Origin of the sequence: Candidatus Enterococcus leclercqii (assembly GCF_009933135.1) — a bacterium.
In the GTDB taxonomy this organism is placed as follows: Bacteria; Bacillota; Bacilli; order Lactobacillales; family Enterococcaceae; genus Enterococcus_C; species Enterococcus_C leclercqii.
This window is the reverse complement of record NZ_MAEH01000016.1, coordinates 116,548-132,224: the sequence shown is the minus strand read 5'-3', so window position 1 is coordinate 132,224 and position 15,677 is coordinate 116,548. Positions and strand designations below refer to the sequence as shown.

Annotated in this window: 15 protein-coding genes and 2 tRNA genes; 14 read left to right on the top strand and 3 right to left on the bottom strand. The window is 42.7% G+C overall.

Annotated features, from left to right (window positions below; all coding sequences use genetic code 11):
• The first annotated feature begins 3 nt into the window (after positions 1-3).
• The 13 genes from BAU14_RS11065 (at position 4) to BAU14_RS11005 (ending at position 11,269) form a co-directional block, all read left to right on the top strand.
• Positions 4-648: a CBS domain-containing protein gene (locus BAU14_RS11065; protein WP_161900165.1), complete on the top strand. Its 645-nt coding sequence runs from the start codon at positions 4-6 to the stop codon at positions 646-648.
• Positions 649-908: 260 nt separating this feature from the next.
• Entirely contained in the window at positions 909-1,730 is an 822-nt protein-coding gene (locus BAU14_RS11060; RefSeq protein ID WP_161900164.1) for a helix-turn-helix domain-containing protein, read from the top strand.
• Between the two features lie 100 nt (positions 1,731-1,830).
• Complete coding sequence (locus BAU14_RS11055) at positions 1,831-2,631, top strand: DUF2785 domain-containing protein (RefSeq protein WP_161900163.1); 801 nt, start codon at positions 1,831-1,833, stop codon at positions 2,629-2,631.
• A gap of 65 nt (positions 2,632-2,696) precedes the next feature.
• Positions 2,697-3,176 (top strand): NUDIX domain-containing protein, encoded by a 480-nt coding sequence (locus tag BAU14_RS11050; RefSeq protein WP_161900162.1) that lies wholly within the window; start codon positions 2,697-2,699, stop codon positions 3,174-3,176.
• A 167-nt stretch (positions 3,177-3,343) separates the two neighbouring features.
• Positions 3,344-3,577 (top strand): DUF2969 domain-containing protein, encoded by a 234-nt coding sequence (locus BAU14_RS11045; protein ID WP_161900161.1) that lies wholly within the window; start codon positions 3,344-3,346, stop codon positions 3,575-3,577.
• A gap of 132 nt (positions 3,578-3,709) precedes the next feature.
• A tRNA-Tyr gene (locus BAU14_RS11040) sits at positions 3,710-3,793 on the top strand.
• A gap of 5 nt (positions 3,794-3,798) precedes the next feature.
• Positions 3,799-3,870: transfer RNA gene (locus tag BAU14_RS11035), tRNA-Gln, on the top strand.
• A gap of 202 nt (positions 3,871-4,072) precedes the next feature.
• Positions 4,073-5,062 (top strand): aldose epimerase family protein, encoded by a 990-nt coding sequence (locus BAU14_RS11030; RefSeq protein ID WP_161900160.1) that lies wholly within the window; start codon positions 4,073-4,075, stop codon positions 5,060-5,062.
• Positions 5,063-5,187: 125 nt separating this feature from the next.
• Positions 5,188-5,664: a CopY/TcrY family copper transport repressor gene (locus BAU14_RS11025; protein WP_161900159.1), complete on the top strand. Its 477-nt coding sequence runs from the start codon at positions 5,188-5,190 to the stop codon at positions 5,662-5,664.
• Positions 5,665-5,686: 22 nt separating this feature from the next.
• Entirely contained in the window at positions 5,687-5,896 is a 210-nt protein-coding gene (copZ, locus tag BAU14_RS11020) for a copper chaperone CopZ (RefSeq protein WP_161900158.1), read from the top strand.
• Positions 5,896-8,097 (top strand): heavy metal translocating P-type ATPase, encoded by a 2,202-nt coding sequence (locus tag BAU14_RS11015; RefSeq protein ID WP_161900157.1) that lies wholly within the window; start codon positions 5,896-5,898, stop codon positions 8,095-8,097. The genes copZ and BAU14_RS11015 overlap by 1 nt, the downstream gene beginning before the upstream one ends.
• Positions 8,098-8,257: 160 nt before the next feature.
• The gene (locus BAU14_RS11010) at positions 8,258-10,438 is read left to right on the top strand and encodes a heavy metal translocating P-type ATPase (RefSeq protein ID WP_161900221.1); all 2,181 of its coding nucleotides are present in this window, start codon (positions 8,258-8,260) and stop codon (positions 10,436-10,438) included.
• 315 nt (positions 10,439-10,753) lie between these two features.
• Positions 10,754-11,269 carry a type II toxin-antitoxin system Phd/YefM family antitoxin gene (locus tag BAU14_RS11005; protein ID WP_161900156.1) on the top strand — a complete coding sequence of 172 codons (516 nt, stop codon included), beginning with the start codon at positions 10,754-10,756 and terminating at the stop codon, positions 11,267-11,269.
• 588 nt (positions 11,270-11,857) lie between these two features.
• Here the strand turns inward: BAU14_RS11005 and BAU14_RS11000 are convergent.
• From BAU14_RS11000 to BAU14_RS10990, 3 genes are all read right to left on the bottom strand, one after another.
• The gene (locus tag BAU14_RS11000; RefSeq protein WP_161900155.1) at positions 11,858-12,463 is read right to left on the bottom strand and encodes a TetR/AcrR family transcriptional regulator; all 606 of its coding nucleotides are present in this window, start codon (positions 12,461-12,463) and stop codon (positions 11,858-11,860) included.
• A 16-nt stretch (positions 12,464-12,479) separates the two neighbouring features.
• Positions 12,480-13,670, bottom strand: a complete 1,191-nt coding sequence (locus tag BAU14_RS10995; protein ID WP_161900154.1) for an MFS transporter — start codon at positions 13,668-13,670, stop codon at positions 12,480-12,482.
• Positions 13,671-14,177: 507 nt separating this feature from the next.
• A complete protein-coding gene (locus tag BAU14_RS10990) occupies positions 14,178-14,570 on the bottom strand; it encodes a hypothetical protein (protein WP_161900153.1) in 393 nt (130 codons plus the stop codon).
• Between the two features lie 194 nt (positions 14,571-14,764).
• On the opposite strand from BAU14_RS10990, the gene BAU14_RS10985 reads away from it, so the two are divergent.
• Entirely contained in the window at positions 14,765-15,532 is a 768-nt protein-coding gene (locus BAU14_RS10985) for an epoxyqueuosine reductase QueH (RefSeq protein WP_237580457.1), read from the top strand.
• Positions 15,533-15,677 lie beyond the last annotated feature (145 nt).

Here is a 15,677-nt window from a genome sequence, read left to right as displayed (position 1 = left end):
ACCATGAGCGTACGTGATTTTATGACTAAAAATGTGATCGCCGTCAGTCCCACAACACCGATTTTCGATGCGGTAGATCTGATGAAAAAAAACGACATCCACCGGCTGCCAGTTTTGAAAAACGATAAGTTAGTCGGGTTGATTACAGAGGGGATCATCGCAGAAGCCATGCCCTCAAAAGCGACCAGCCTGAGTGTCTATGAAGCCAACTATTTGCTAAACAAAACAACGGTGGCTGACGTTATGGAAAAAAAGGTGCTAACAATTGCACCGGATGATCTTTTGGAAGATGCGATTTATCGCATGCGTCAAAATAATGTAGGGGTTCTGCCTGTGTTGGAGAAAGAACAGCTGGTGGGGATGATTACCAATAACGATATTTTTGATGCTTTTCTCAAAATCACCGGCTACAATGATGGCGGAGCTCGTGTCAGCCTACAGATTACTGAAGATCACAAGGGAATTTTGGCAGATATTGCCCGGCTGCTTTCTGACAATGATCTGAGCATATTGACAATTGTTGTTAATCGCATGGAACTGACCACCATTGTCGAGATTCAAGTCGAATCTCGCAATACCGAAAAGATTCGGGAATTACTCACTGGTGCCGGGTATTTGGTGATTGATGTAGTATTGACCAAAGGCTGAGGTTAGAATATTGAAGGAAACGACAGAAGACTTCGAAAAAATGAAGGCTTCTGTTTTTTGTTTCGTGCCCGACAAAAGATTGCTACAATAAGAGTAAACCCAATAAGTTAAACTGGAGAAAGTCGTCGCCTGCGGAGTGTTTGCTGAGGAAAAACCGACAATCAGCAAGGGCTGCACCTCTCTGTTGCGGCAACAAAAGCTGGCGCAGCAAATTGGTGCGACGAATTTTTTGGTATCTGTCATCGAAAGGAGGTAGTCTGATGCTGACGATAGGAAGTCGTCTAAAATCATTGCGGCAGCAAAGAGGTTGGTCACAACTAGAGGTTGCAGAAAAGCTGCGAATTTCTCGCCAAAGTATTTCAAAATGGGAGCTGGATAAGAGTTTACCGGATATTGGAATGCTAAAAGAGTTAGCGATGCTTTATGACTTTTCTCTAGACGAGCTGCTGCAGCTACAGGAGGAACGTATCATGGCATTGAACAACTTGAAAACAGAAGAGCTGGTTGCAGACAGCGGGAAAATTTTATGTCGAGATCAGGCACCTACTCAAGAGCAGCAAGATTTTCTGGCAACTGAAATTTTTGAACCCATTGCCACCAAACTTTTGCCGGAAAAGATTTTTTGGCAGACAGTTTTGCCAGCAGTACCAGTAGGCGTGAGCAGTAATTTATCCAGTGACAAGGCAGTGACAAAAAAAGCGACCCACAGCTATCAAAAACTTTTCGACTACGATAATGGCATCTATTTGTTTATGACTGAGAGCGGTTTGTGGCGAACGACAGCAGTGGACTGGCTCGAGACAAGCAAACTGATTGGCGTGCCGTTTTCAGCGATGGATGTGTTGGTCATTGCTCCTTTTTTTGAGGCAAGACTCAAACAGGGGAACTTACCGGGGCTTTTCTATGGGAAAACAGATGGGGGATATGACATGCTGGCTATCAGTAAGCAGGCCTCAGAAAATTTGGCGCGCCTCTTAAAAGTGTTAGATCCCAAACAGCACCTTTATCATTCTTATCAAAATCATTCAACCACAGAGATCCTCAAGCTGTGGCGTAAAAAGAAACGACTGCCAACGGAATAGCGAAAAGCAGTAAAGAAAAGCGTAAACGACGGGAATTTTGAGGAAAGCGAAAGAGAATTTTTCGTAGGAACAACAATGATCACAGAGGGAGGGTACGTATATGGACCTCATCAGTTTCAAAGAATTTTTAGCGAGCAATCAGATGTTGTCAAAAGAGTGGGGAGAGTGGATGCTGTCTCATATCGGGGATTTAGATCCTGATCTTCGGGACGAAGGCATTTACAGTGGCTGGTGTCGCTTGTTTGAAGAAAGACGAATCCCACTTTCGCTTCGGAAGGAACTTTTGGCTCAGGTTTTGAATGATGAGCTGTTGTTCACTGACATTGATCAAAGGAAGGGCAACGGCGTGTTTATTCGAAGCTTTACCAGTCTTTTTTTGACAGTGGTTTTACGCTTTCAAAAACGAGATGGATGGCCAGATGCATCCGAACAGCGGCAAATCATTGAGGCTGCCATTCTTTATTATCAACAGGAAAAGGATAATCGCGGGTTTGTTTCTGAGTATGGTTGGGCTCATGCGTTTGCTCATGGGGCCGATTTGTTACAAGCTGCGGTATTGTCTCCAGCATTTCAAAAACAAGATATTGTTGGGGTATTGAAGGGACTTAAACGAGGATTGGTGGAAGTCGAGGATTTTCTGTTTGGTGAAGAGGATCGAATGGTCAAACCCTATCTTGCACTTTTAACCAGTGGACAACTGACAGATGTGGAATCTGGGGAGTGGCTACAGGTGTTACAGGCAGCCGTTGAATCCAGAGAAAACGACTTTAATCTCTGCTACACCAAGTTTTGCATGTGCCTTTCTTTTGAGTTGGTCTGTCAGGACTTGATTTTTCCTGTGACACAGGCACAGATTACGACAGCCATGAAGCAATTTTATCAGAAGTATCAGATCGTGTAGTCTGGCAGCTAGTTATGTTATTTGCCGAGAAAGTGATCAGTGAGATTTGAGGAGGAAAAAAGCAGATGGGTTATTTGATGGAACTGCGCAAAGTGATTGGCAATCGAGTGGTAGTGACTGCCGGTGTCTCGGTGATTCTTGTCAATTCTCAAAAAGAGGTGCTGTTGATTCATCGCAAAGACAATAACTATTGGGGATTACCTGCGGGCTCGATTGAAATCAATGAAGATCCTCGTAGTGCTGCGATACGTGAATTACGCGAAGAAACAGGAGTTCAATTGAAAGAAGATAGTCTGGAGCTGGTACAAGTTTTTGGTGGACCGGACTTTTTCTATAGGTATCCTAATGGGGATCAATGCTCCAACGTCGTGATTAGTTATTATGGAAATGCCGGCGATATACAGCTAGTGCAGGAAACTTCAGAAACGGATGCCGCTCACTGGTTTACATTTGAAAAGCTACCGTTAGAGATTGCGCGCCACGAAAAGATAATTCTAGATTATTTTCAATCTTATCGGCTACCAAAGCTTTACCAAAAAATGTAAGGCTAATCCTTAAAAAAGTCGCAATGAAGTTTTTCTGCAAGTGAAAGGCCTGGTTGCGTTATTCTCGTGCTTTTTTTTGATGGCTGTGGTAAGCTAGTTAGGCGGAATCAATGGCAATAGCCGATTAAGTCGCGAGGTTATCAGATTATCAGTACGAGGTGAAGACCATGTCTAAGAAAAACAAAGATATCGAAGTGCGGGTGGAAGAGACCAAGCGCACCATTAAAGGTACCGACTATACCGTCAATCAACTATTGATTGGCAAAAAAATGATCGGTGAAGTAATGACAGTAGGACCTAAAGAGCATGAAGCGTTCTTGGGAGAAGAGGACTTGGGGGCTTACAAGACTGTCGAGTTGGCGGTAGAAGCGATTTTGATGCAGCATAATCTGCATGATTGAACCTCAAAGGAATTATTTGAATAAAAAAATGACTTTCTTGTAAAAAAAATTGAAATTTACACTTGCAATCAAAAAAGGTTTTTAGTATCATAATGAAGTCGGGTTGAGATAACACATGCGACCGGCTCAGATGGAGGAGTAGCGAAGAGGCTAAACGCGACGGACTGTAAATCCGTTCCTTCGGGTTCAGTGGTTCGAATCCACTCTCCTCCACCATTTATTGGGGTATAGCCAAGCGGTAAGGCAAGGGACTTTGACTCCCTCATGCGTTGGTTCGAATCCAGCTACCCCAGTTGCAAACTCTCTGTTAATGGCAGAGAGTTTTTTTGTGCTGTTCATAACAATAAATAACCATGGCGACTTCGATTAAAACAAGGAATCAAGTAAATTATTAAGTAAATATCACTAAAAAACTTTGACGACTATTCTTGCAGGCCTTATACTGGAAAATGAGTGTAAGGACTTACAATAATTGAAAAAAGGTGGGAACTACAGATGGCAACAGTTCGAGCATTACACAATGATGCCTATCAAGATTATTATCTGGTAGAAAACAAAAACGGTATTAAATTGGCTCTTAGTCCCTTCGGAGCCCGGGCATTGGATTTGATTGTACCGGTAGAAGGCAAAGAAATCGATATCTTGGTGGGCCCGAAAGATTTGGCAGGTTATCAAGAAAATCCCTATTACAATGCAACGATTGGACCAATCGCCGGTCGAGTGGCGGGCGCATCTTTTCAGCTGAATGGCGAAACCTATCATACCGAGGACAGTCAATCCGGCAATACATTACATGGCGGCTTGGCAGGTTATGACAAGCAAACATTTGACGCTACGCCATTTCAAGAAGAAGGGGAAGCGGGCGTGGTATTTACTTTCACTGATCCAGATGGGGCCCACGGTTTTCCTGGAAATGTCAAAGTGAAAGCCACGTATCGTTTGACAGATGAAAACGACTACCGCTTCACATTTGAAGCAGAGACGGACAAGCCAACCATCTTCAATCCGACGAACCATGGCTATTACAATCTAACCGGCAGCCCAGAAAATACGATCGATGAGCATACCTTGCAGATCCGCGCTTCCAAAGTGGGGGAGACCAATGAGGATGTGACAACGACAGGAAATCTATTAGCAGTAGCTGACACAAAATTTGACTTTTTGGCTGGTAGAAAAATCGGGGAGACCTTGTTGGATGACCCATTTGTTTTTGATGACAATGACGGTGTTGTTTTGACGTTGACGGCACCGGATGGCAAGATTGCGCTGGAATTACAAACGACAGAACCTGCAGTTGTCATTTATACAACTCGTGATGCCGAAGCCGGCCTGGCCTTTAAGAATGGGGTGATGTCACAACATGCGGCTGTGGCTATCGAACCCCAGTCAATCCCTGGGACAGAAGCTTACCCACAATTTGGCAGTATCTTGTTGGAGCCGGGTAAACCCTTCTTGGCTGAAAGCCGGTTTAAATTGAAATTCTGATGATTCTCAGAGGGAGCAGAAAAAAATTTTATTTTTCTGCTCTTTTTTTATTGACCTTTATCGATTACAAGTGTAAACTCATTTGTGTAAGGAGCGATTACGTTTGTAAACAAAGGAGGTGCGACATGGAAAAGACGATCGATACGACAGTTGAGGCAGTGAAAATCTCGGATTCAGAGTGGGAAGTGATGCGAGTCTTGTGGACATTGGGTCAAGCAGATGCCCAGCAAATCGCTGATATTCTGGGACAAACGATGGATTGGAAGCTGGCAACAGTCAAAACGCTTTTGGGACGCTTAGTGAAAAAAGATGCGGTCCGCACTGAGCCTTGTGGGAAGAAGTACATTTATTTTCCAACAGTCGGGGAAGAAGCAACGATGAAAAGTGCCACTGAAAATCTCTTCGCCCACATCTGTGCGAAAAAAGTCGGTATGACGATCGCCGACTTGGTCCAAGAAGCAGAACTTACGGCAGCAGACATCGCAATGATCCAAGAAGCGTTGTCCGAAAAAACACCGGCAGCCGTGATCCACTGCAACTGTGTTCCAGGACAATGTGAGTGTCGGGAACACCAAACAACAAGCTCGAATATGAAATCATAATCATAAAATGGAGGAATTTATTATGAAACAAACATTTTCAATCAAAGGCATGAGCTGCCAACACTGTGTAGCTCGAGTAGAAAACGGCATCAATGAATTGCCGGGAATCCAAAAAGTGAAGATCAATTTAAAAAAAGAAAACGGCGTCGTCAAATTTGATGATAGCCAGGTTTCTGCAGCTCAAATCGCGACAAAAGTCACAGAAGCCGGCTATCCTGCTGAGGTGATCTGATGACTCAGGCACAGACGGCAGGTGAAGAAACGCAAACACAGAGCTTTGTGATTACCGGCATGACTTGCGCCAACTGTTCAGCCCGTGTAGAAAAGGAACTGAATCAACAGCCGGGGGTTCTTTCTGCGAATGTCAATCTGGCGACAGAAAAAGCAACTGTTTCTTATACCGATTTGACGGCTGAGGAGCTGATTGCTTGTGTGGAGCAAATCGGCTATGGGGCCATCTTGGACGATGAAAACCATCAGAAACAAGTGGCAGAAGAAAAAGCCCGCCATTTACGGAATATGAAGCGGGATTTGATTGTCAGTGCTATTTTGGTAGCTCCATTGATGATTGCTATGTTGCTGATGATGGCAGGTGTTCATCAGCCACTGGTTATGTTCTTTCATGAACCATGGGTACAGCTGGTGTTGGTGACACCGATTCAGTTTGTGGTGGGGATGCGCTTTTATAAAGGTGCCTATCACGCGATTAAAACCAAAGCACCAAACATGGATGTGCTAGTGGCAATGGGGACCACGGCGGCCTATCTGTTGAGTGTCTACAATGGCTTTTTTGCTGGCAAACCCCATGAACTTTATTTTGAATCCAGCGGCATGATTATTACTTTGATTCTGTTGGGAAAATACTTGGAGACTTTGGCTAAGACGAAAACTTCTAATGCAATCAAGCAATTGATGGGGCTCCAGGCAAAAACTGCCAGCGTTTTGCAGGCAGATGGCAGCAGTGTTGAGCTGCCATTAGAACAAGTTACCGTTGGCATGCAACTACTCGTGCGGCCCGGAGAACAAATTCCAGTAGATGCTGCGATTCTTGATGGTCGAACATCTGTCGACGAAAGCATGCTGACAGGAGAGAGCTTACCTGTTGAAAAAAGTGTCGGTGATACGATTTTCGGCGGTACGGTAAATACAACGGGTACAATCAAGATCAAGGCGCTGAAGGTCGGTAACGAAACCGTGCTGGCCCGGATTATTCGCATGGTAGAGGATGCGCAAGGATCAAAAGCTCCTATCCAACAAATTGCCGACAAGATTTCCGGAATTTTTGTACCAGTAGTGTTGATTGCAGCTCTTGTGACACTGATAGCTACCGGTTTGATTGTTGGGAATTGGCAGGTGGCATTGATTCACAGTGTGGCAGTTTTGGTTATTGCTTGTCCTTGTGCCCTTGGATTGGCTACTCCCACAGCCATCATGGTAGGGACTGGGCTTGGTGCCAAAAACGGTATCCTGATCAAAGGTGGTCAGGCGCTGGAGACGGCTTCACATATTTCCAGTGTCATTTTGGATAAAACCGGTACCATCACTGTCGGAAAACCAGTCGTGACTGATTTACAGCTGAGTGATCCCCATCTTCTGGGAGTAATTGCCAGCTTGGAAAATCAGTCAGAGCACCCATTGGCACAGGCGATTATCGCGTATGCTGAGGAACAGGGGACCGCTTTACAAGAAGTCGGCAATTTTGCGGCAGTTCCTGGTTTTGGGATCACTGGACAGGTTGCGGGTGTGAACTATCGCTTAGGTACACGGAATTTTGTGAAAGATGCTGCAGAAATTTCAGCTTATGATGGGGCAATCAGTCGTTGGGCAGAAGAAGGCAAAACACTGATGCTTTTAGCGGATGAGCACAGTGTCTTGGGGGCCATTGCTGTTGCCGATCAGATTAAAGAGACCTCAAAAGCAGCTATCGCTCAGTTGCAGCAGTCCGGTGTTGCAGTCTACATGTTGACCGGTGACAATGCCAAAGCAGCGCAATATATTGGCAAACAAGTAGGAATTCCAACAGACCATATTTTTGCGGAAGTTCTACCTGAAGACAAATCGGAAAAAGTGGCACTGTTGAAAGCAAAAGGTGAAGTCGTCGGCATGGTGGGGGATGGAATCAATGATGCACCTGCCTTGGCTCTGGCGGATATCGGAATTGCTATGGGAAATGGCACGGATATCGCCATGGAAACCGCGGATGTTACCTTGATTCACAGTGATTTGACTTATGTTGGCAAGATGATCGAGCTGTCGCAGGCGACGATTCGTAAAATCAAACAGAACTTGTTCTGGGCCTTTATCTACAACACCATTGGTATTCCTTTTGCCGCGTTAGGCTTTTTGAATCCGATTGTTGCGGGTGGTGCAATGGCTTTCAGTTCAGTCAGCGTATTGTTGAATTCTCTCAGCTTGAATCGCAAGAAACTTTGATGTTGAAAAATTCATTTTGTGGGAGAAATGCTCACAAAATGAATTTTTTTTACTTAAATGATACGATTGGATAAAGGAAGTTATCTAAATGAAGGGTGTGAATAAAATGTCCGATAGTAAAAAACAAAATCCATTAGGAAATGACTCACGGGATTCTCAAATGAACCATCAAGAGATGTCCAAGATGGATCATAGTCAGATGGATCATAGTCAAATGAATCACCAAGATATGAGTGAAATGGATCACAATCAAATGAATCACCAAGATATGAGTGAAATGGATCACAGTCAGATGAATCATCAAGATATGAGTGGGATGGATCATCAAATGATGGGCCATGATATGAGTCACATGGGCCACGACATGGGGGGGATGGATCATTCCATGCATATGGGAAACTTTAAGCAGAAGTTTTGGCTTTCCCTGGTGCTGGCGATTCCGATTATTGTATTGTCTCCGATGATGGGAATTAAACTGCCATTTCAATTTACCTTCCCAGGTTCGGATTGGATTGTTTTGATCTTGGCGACAGTCCTCTTCTTCTATGGAGGGCAGCCGTTTTTGAGTGGTGCCAAGATGGAGTTGAAACAAAAGAGTCCTGCCATGATGACGCTGGTTGCAATGGGGATTTCCGTTTCGTACGTTTACAGTATCTATGCTTTTATTGCTAACCATTTTCTTCATGGCGAGCACGTCATGGACTTTTTCTGGGAATTGGCGACACTGATTGTCATTATGCTTTTAGGGCATTGGGTGGAGATGAACGCCATTTCTAATGCCAGCAATGCGGTACAAAAACTGGCGGAATTGTTGCCGGATACCGTGACGCGCATCACTGCTGATGGCGGGGAAGAAAAAATTTCCTTGCAAGCTGTTAATGAGGGTGATCGTCTAATCGTCCGTGCCGGCGACAAAATGCCAACGGATGGTGTCATCGAAGACGGTGAAAGTACCGTAGACGAATCTGCTGTGACCGGCGAGTCCCGTGGGGTCAAAAAGCAGGTGGGCGATAACGTCATTGGCGGCTCGGTGAACGGCAATGGCACGATTCGAATCAAAGTGACAGGCACTGGTGAAAACGGCTATTTGGCAAAAGTGATGGAAATGGTCCGCCGTGCCCAATCAGAAAAGTCTAAGTTGGAGGGATTGGCGGATAAAGTTGCAAAATGGCTCTTTTATGTTGCCCTTGCAGCCGGGATTACAGCTTTTGTTGTCTGGCTGATTGTCAGTGATTTGCCAACTGCGATGGATCGTATGGTGACGGTATTTGTAATTGCTTGTCCCCATGCGCTGGGATTGGCGATTCCATTGGTGATTGCTCGCTCCACTTCGATCGCTGCTAAAAATGGCTTGCTGCTGAAAAACCGCAATGCTTTGGAAAATGCCCATGACTTGGATATGGTGTTATTGGATAAAACCGGAACATTGACGGCCGGAACCTTTGCCGTGACCGGATTCGAAAATTTTTCTACCACAGAAAAAGATCAAACGCTGTTGTCTTGGATTGGTGCTTTGGAGTCTTCAGCAAACCACCCAATCGCTACTGGGATTATGAAATATTTGGAAGAGCAAAAAATAACCCCCGCTGCCGGCTCCAATGTGAAAAATATCGCCGGTGTCGGTCTTTCTGGTGAAGCAGATGGGCATCAGCTAAAGATCATCAATGAAAAGGAACTGACCCGCTTGTCAATAACCGTTCCTGCAAAAAAAGCAGCGAGCTATCAAGAACAGGGAAACACTATCAGCTATCTTCTGGTAGATGATCAGCTGGCAGCTTTGATTGCCTTAGGGGACCAGATTAAACCGGAAGCTAAGACGTTTATCGCAGCTCTTAAAACGCGTGGTATCGAGCCGGTGATGTTAACTGGGGATAATCAGCACGCCGCAGAAGCTGTTGCAAAATATCTGGGCTTGGATAACTTTTATGCTGAACTCCTCCCAGACGGAAAAGAAGCCATTGTTGCCAAGCTGACCAAAGAAGGCAACCGCGTGGCTATGGTTGGCGATGGAATCAATGACGCACCTAGCTTGGCTCGTGCCACGATTGGAATCGCGATTGGTGCCGGTACAGATGTTGCCATTGATTCAGCTGATGTGGTGTTGACGAATTCCAATCCGGAAGACATTCTGCACTTTCTCGATTTAGCAAAACAGACCCGCAGAAAAATGATCCAAAATCTCTGGTGGGGAGCCGGCTACAATATCTTCGCCATTCCGTTAGCCGCAGGTATTTTGGCCCCTATTGGAATTATTTTGAATCCGGCTGTCGGCGCGATTTTGATGTCGTTGAGTACCATCATTGTTGCCATCAATGCGTTGACTTTGAAGATAAAAAAATAGCTGTCTTTCTGAGCTGTGACTGACTACAGTATTATAAGAAAAGTAACTTAAGCTGTCAGTGACACTGAGAAATCAGAAAGTAGAAGAGAGGCGGACAGTTCCATTTTTGGGGTTTCTATAAGCCATATCAACTTTAAGGAAGCAGACAAGCGTTCTTTTTAGCCGTGAGATTTTTCTCAGTTGGCTGTGGTGAAAAGGTCGGTTTATGATATAATGTGAACGTTGAATAAGACCGCGGCCTTTTAAAGAAAGGATCGCACTTGAGCCGGATACCTGTGTATTTCGGTATCTGCAGACATATTAGGAGTGACCAGAATGGAACTGAAAAAGTTGGAAGTGCCCACAACGTCGATCACTGAAGTTAAAAAATCACCGATGGATGTTTTTGATCAGGCTCGTCAAGCGGGAACCGCCGTCTATGTTTTTAATCGCGAAAAGGTCGCAGGGGTCATGCTGACACAGGAACAATATGAGAACCTCCTGCAAGAACTCCACAATCGACCAGAGCCAGAAGAAACTCAGATTGAAACAGTCGACGGACTAGATGACTTTTTGAATGTCATGAGAGAAGCATTGATCACCGGCTCAACTGTTTCAGCGAAAAACCTGGATGAACGAATGGTGGCTTTAGGATTTATTACTCGAAAGACCGGTTTTGGCGGGGTCGTGGATATGGTGAATGAATTGAAACAGACCGGCAAAATCGTCTATCAGCTAAGAAAGAAACACGAAGGTAAAAATGTGGTAGCAGAAGTGATTGGTGAACAGGATAATCAGACGACGATGTTTGATAAGCTGATTATCAAAAAGATCCATTTAAAAGAAGTTTGATAAGTAACCTAGGAGCTGCTGTGACAATAGTTGAGTCACCCTCCTCTGAAAAACGCACACGATCAAACGTGAGGCGCAACGAAAAGCTGACGATCTTCCATTAAAATCATTGGATGATCGTCAGCTTTTCATTGCTAAAAATTCCAAACATAGACTTTTCTAGATTTCGTGAAGGAAAATCATCGTCATTCGTTTTCTCTCTTTCCCTGTGTGGTCATGTTCTCTCTTTAGATTAAGACACAATGATTGTCACAAAATTCTTCATCCGTTTACCCTTTATTCATTATGATTGCATATAGTGTGATACTTACAAATCCAACAAGTGTCTGCTGACTTTTATCGTCATTTACATGAAAAAACTCCTTTCGATACGATGAGCGGTTGGTCGCCACTTACTAGTATTTCGAAAGGATTTTTTATAGCCAAAGCTATTTCATCCACGTATAGAAATGCCCAGTTGGCTTTTTTCGCAAGCTTTGCGCCCGAAATTGACTAAAGTCATAAAAAATACACACTTAAACTTCACAGTAAAAGTGTGTATGGAAATCATATCTTCTGTTTTTGATTTTAAACTCTTCAGTAATTATTCTATTTACTAAACCATTCGGGATTTATTATATCGTTTAAAGCTTCTATTCCATCAGCACTTAAGAAAGGATACATTATACTCCAGGCTTGTATTAGAAAGTTATCTTCTGTGGTCTTTTTGAGAAGTCCAAACTGAACCCAATATATGCATGAGAGTAAAAGTGTATCTATCAGACGATTATATTCTCCGATGTACTGTTCTTCTTTTACTAGACCAGCTTCATTTAATAAAAGGATTGTTTTCTCCAACAAAGACTGATTTTCATTGAGCGTTTCAAACTGCATATTTTGAATAGTTGATGATATTTCTGCAAATTGTGTGTAATGCCAAAAATAAAAAGCATTTTCTTGCACAGTTTTTTGCATATCCTCAAAGAAAAAATTTAGTTCTTCTAGAGTTTTCGGTGCATTTTTCACTCGTGTATTAGGTGTTTCAGTAAGGAGTGCTTCTATTATGTCTTCTTTCTTCTTAAAGTAATAAGTAAGATTTCCTTTGCTGATATTAAGCACATTAGCTATGTCTCTTGTTGAAACGTTATTGTACCCACGTTCGTTAAAAAGCTTCTTTGCTACACCTAATATTTCTTTTCGAGTATCATTTCTCATATATTTACCTCTGTTTTTATTTAGTTGAATAGTCTGCTATTTTAGTTTTTCCAAATAAAAGAACTATTAACAAAGCGATAGCTGGAAATACAGACATTAATAAAAACATTATACTATATCCAAAAGCCCCCGCAAGTGCTCCAGAAATTACGGCTCCCAAAGCAATACCAGCGTCTACTCCAAATAAGAAAGTCGATGTGGCTACACCTCGTCTTTCTGTTGATACAGAAGAGACCGCCATTGTTTGAAGCGTCCCCATAATTGTACCAATCCCCAGGCCTCCAAAAATTCCCGCGAGACAAAACATAGTAATATTTGTAGAGAAAGAAATAATAACCAGCGTCATTACGACTCCTAATAAAGATAATATAGATGGTAAGTAAAATCCTACTTTATCAATAACTTTTCCAACAACTGGTCTGCTGATAATTGTAACAATAGCATATACTGTAAAATAGAGAGAAATATTTTGAACACCTTGAGCTTGTCCATGAAGAGCGATAAAAGTTGTTACAGATCCAAATGCACAGTTAACAAGAAGCATAAGACCAGATGGCAGCAAGGCTTTTCTGTCAAACATATTAGTAAAGCTGAATTTTTGCTTATGAGCGACTTTGGTTTGTTTTGGGTAATGTTCATAAAATGATAGGAATATTGCTAAAATGGTACATCCACTAGCAATGATAATTACAGGTAACATTCCAATATTTTGAACAATTGCAATAGCAAGAGCCGGTGCTACGGCTACCGCAAGAGAAGAGGTAAGGGCGAAATAGCCGATGCCTTCAGCGAATCGCTTTTTTGGGATGACATCTGAGGCAATGGTTGATGTTGATGTTGAGCTAAGTCCCCAACCAATTCCATGTAATAAACGGATTGCTAAAATCACACCCACAATAGGGAAAACAGCATAAGCAATTGTGCTGGCCGCCATTATTCCGATACCAGATATAAGTATTGCTTTAAATCCGAATTTGTCTAAGAGTATGCCAGTAAAGGCTCTGATGATCAAAGCAGAAGCAGTAGCAAAAGTAGTAACAAGTCCGGTTAGGAAGTCTGCTCCTCCCAAGGAAGTGACGTACAAGGGCATGGCTATACTTATCATGTTGAACCCGGTAAATATAGCCATGTTTATTATCGCAATAAGTATAAAATCTCGTGTCCATATTTTACTGCTAGATTCTAATGATGATTTGTATTTTTCCATTGAAAATACCTCCTAAATATATCTATAGCCTATCGTATAATGGTTTTAGTACGACAGGGCTATTATAGCCCTGTCGTACTAAAAAAGTCAATCAGATAGTGCGGATTATTTCCAAATACAATCACTACTAACCGTGATACAGGCTATGGGAAGTGTGACTTAAGTAATTTCCAAGTACTAAACAGCGTATGTTTAACTACAATGAAAAGGATACGGATGAGGAAAATTTGTGACATTCTTGATGCCTTAGTCCAAAGAGAGAACACTGCCATTCCTGTAAAGAAAAAAAGTGAAGGGCGCTGACTTGACTTGGCTTGATGAAATCTAGGAAAGCCTACAGTCGAAATTTTTAGCAATGAAAAGCCGACGATCTTCCAATGATTTAATGGAAGATCGTCGGCTTTTGGAATCTCATGTTTGGTTTCTTCGGTTTGTTGGCTGGTGACCCAACTATTATCACAGCTCCTATAGTCTGATTGGGTCCGGTTTTTCCTATGATTGCAACAATCAGCGGCCGTTTTTATGAACACTGATTTTTCGATCGTCTTTGGAGATCCTGATGTTCAAGAATGCGGCCCAAAAGATGCCGAACAACTGCGGGATTAGATACAGTAAGGAGAGCCCCAAAACTAACCAAGAAGGATTGAAGGGCTGGTAGTAAAAATGCCATTCAGGATGCTGATGTTGTAAGACAAGCGAAATCAAGGTACTGACGATATTGCCTAAAACCCACAGTCGTAGTTGACCTGAAGCTTTGAAATAAAAACCCAGTAAAACGGCTAAGACCAGTGAAAAGAAAAAGCCCAGTACAGATTGAAAATATGTATCCAGCCAAAGAGATAGGTAGACAAAAGGGATAATAGATAACATTAAAGGTAGCCGATATAGTTGCTTGTTCATAGAACACCTCCTGAATATATGTTATTTCATTTTCATTTTACGTTCATTTATCAAGGGAAACAATGCAACTGTACCGATTTCTTTTTTATATGAGATTTTTTTTAGTTGATTCTTTTAAAAATGAAAGATAACTGTTCTGATTTAACCGAGAACTGTTTCGGCCATTCGGTTATAATAGATGGACGTTTAAAATCATGAAGCAGGAGGAACCCCATAGCGAGATGAAAGCACTTGAAAAACAACCGTTAAAAACAAAAGTAAATTACGATAAATTGTTATTGGGATTAGTTGAAAATTGGCAGAATAAAAAACAGCGACCTAAGATTTTGATCCATAGTTGTTGTGCACCTTGCAGCACCTATACCCTGGAATTTTTGACGAGCTATGCCGACGTTACTATTTATTTTGCAAACTCGAATATCCATCCAAAAGCAGAATATCAAAGACGTTTATTGGTGCAACAGCAGTTTGTCGAAGACTTTAATAAACAAACGGGTCAACAAGTAGGCTTCATTGCTGCTGATTATAAACCAAATGAATTCGTTGCCTTAGTTCGTAGAAGCCAGCTTCAGGATGAGCCTGAAGGAGGCAAACGCTGCAGCGCCTGTTTTCAAATGAGACTGGACTTGGTGGCAGAAGCCGCGGTTGCGCTGGGGTTTGATTATTTTGGCAGTGCCTTGACGATTTCGCCAATGAAAGATGCCCAATTGATCAATGAGATTGGGCTGGATATCCAAAAGATATATGATGTAGCTTATCTGCCTTCCGATTTTAAAAAACGGGGGGGCTATCAACGGTCGATTCAAATGTGCAAAGAATATGATATCTATCGCCAATGTTATTGTGGTTGTGTATTTGCCGCCAATCAACAAGGCATTGACCTCAAGAAAGTCAAAGAAGAGGCAGAAGCATCTTTGGCAGAAGTGGCAAATCAGCCTGAATCTGATCCCGTGGATGCTTAGTCCTTATTTTGATCGCAGTTATTAACAAAAGCCGGATAGAAAACGCTGCTTTGCGTTTTCTATCCGGCTTTTACTTTTTCGTTGAAGGAAATTGTGATAGGATGTAGGATAAACAAACGTCTGTTACGCTGTGAATAAAGCAGCC

Bases quoted from the DNA above. Each gene is read 5' to 3' on its own strand.
- BAU14_RS11065 (WP_161900165.1), top strand. From the start codon at position 4: ATGAGCGTACGTGATTTTATGACTAAAAATGTGATCGCCGTCAGTCCC.
- BAU14_RS11060 (WP_161900164.1), top strand. From the start codon at position 909: ATGCTGACGATAGGAAGTCGTCTAAAATCATTGCGGCAGCAAAGAGGT.
- BAU14_RS11055 (WP_161900163.1), top strand. From the start codon at position 1,831: ATGGACCTCATCAGTTTCAAAGAATTTTTAGCGAGCAATCAGATGTTG.
- BAU14_RS11050 (WP_161900162.1), top strand. From the start codon at position 2,697: ATGGGTTATTTGATGGAACTGCGCAAAGTGATTGGCAATCGAGTGGTA.
- BAU14_RS11045 (WP_161900161.1), top strand. From the start codon at position 3,344: ATGTCTAAGAAAAACAAAGATATCGAAGTGCGGGTGGAAGAGACCAAG.
- BAU14_RS11030 (WP_161900160.1), top strand. From the start codon at position 4,073: ATGGCAACAGTTCGAGCATTACACAATGATGCCTATCAAGATTATTAT.
- BAU14_RS11025 (WP_161900159.1), top strand. From the start codon at position 5,188: ATGGAAAAGACGATCGATACGACAGTTGAGGCAGTGAAAATCTCGGAT.
- copZ (WP_161900158.1), top strand. From the start codon at position 5,687: ATGAAACAAACATTTTCAATCAAAGGCATGAGCTGCCAACACTGTGTA.
- BAU14_RS11015 (WP_161900157.1), top strand. From the start codon at position 5,896: ATGACTCAGGCACAGACGGCAGGTGAAGAAACGCAAACACAGAGCTTT.
- BAU14_RS11010 (WP_161900221.1), top strand. From the start codon at position 8,258: ATGAACCATCAAGAGATGTCCAAGATGGATCATAGTCAGATGGATCAT.
- BAU14_RS11005 (WP_161900156.1), top strand. From the start codon at position 10,754: ATGGAACTGAAAAAGTTGGAAGTGCCCACAACGTCGATCACTGAAGTT.
- BAU14_RS11000 (WP_161900155.1), bottom strand. From the start codon at position 12,463: ATGAGAAATGATACTCGAAAAGAAATATTAGGTGTAGCAAAGAAGCTT.
- BAU14_RS10995 (WP_161900154.1), bottom strand. From the start codon at position 13,670: ATGGAAAAATACAAATCATCATTAGAATCTAGCAGTAAAATATGGACA.
- BAU14_RS10990 (WP_161900153.1), bottom strand. From the start codon at position 14,570: ATGAACAAGCAACTATATCGGCTACCTTTAATGTTATCTATTATCCCT.
- BAU14_RS10985 (WP_237580457.1), top strand. From the start codon at position 14,765: ATGAAGCAGGAGGAACCCCATAGCGAGATGAAAGCACTTGAAAAACAA.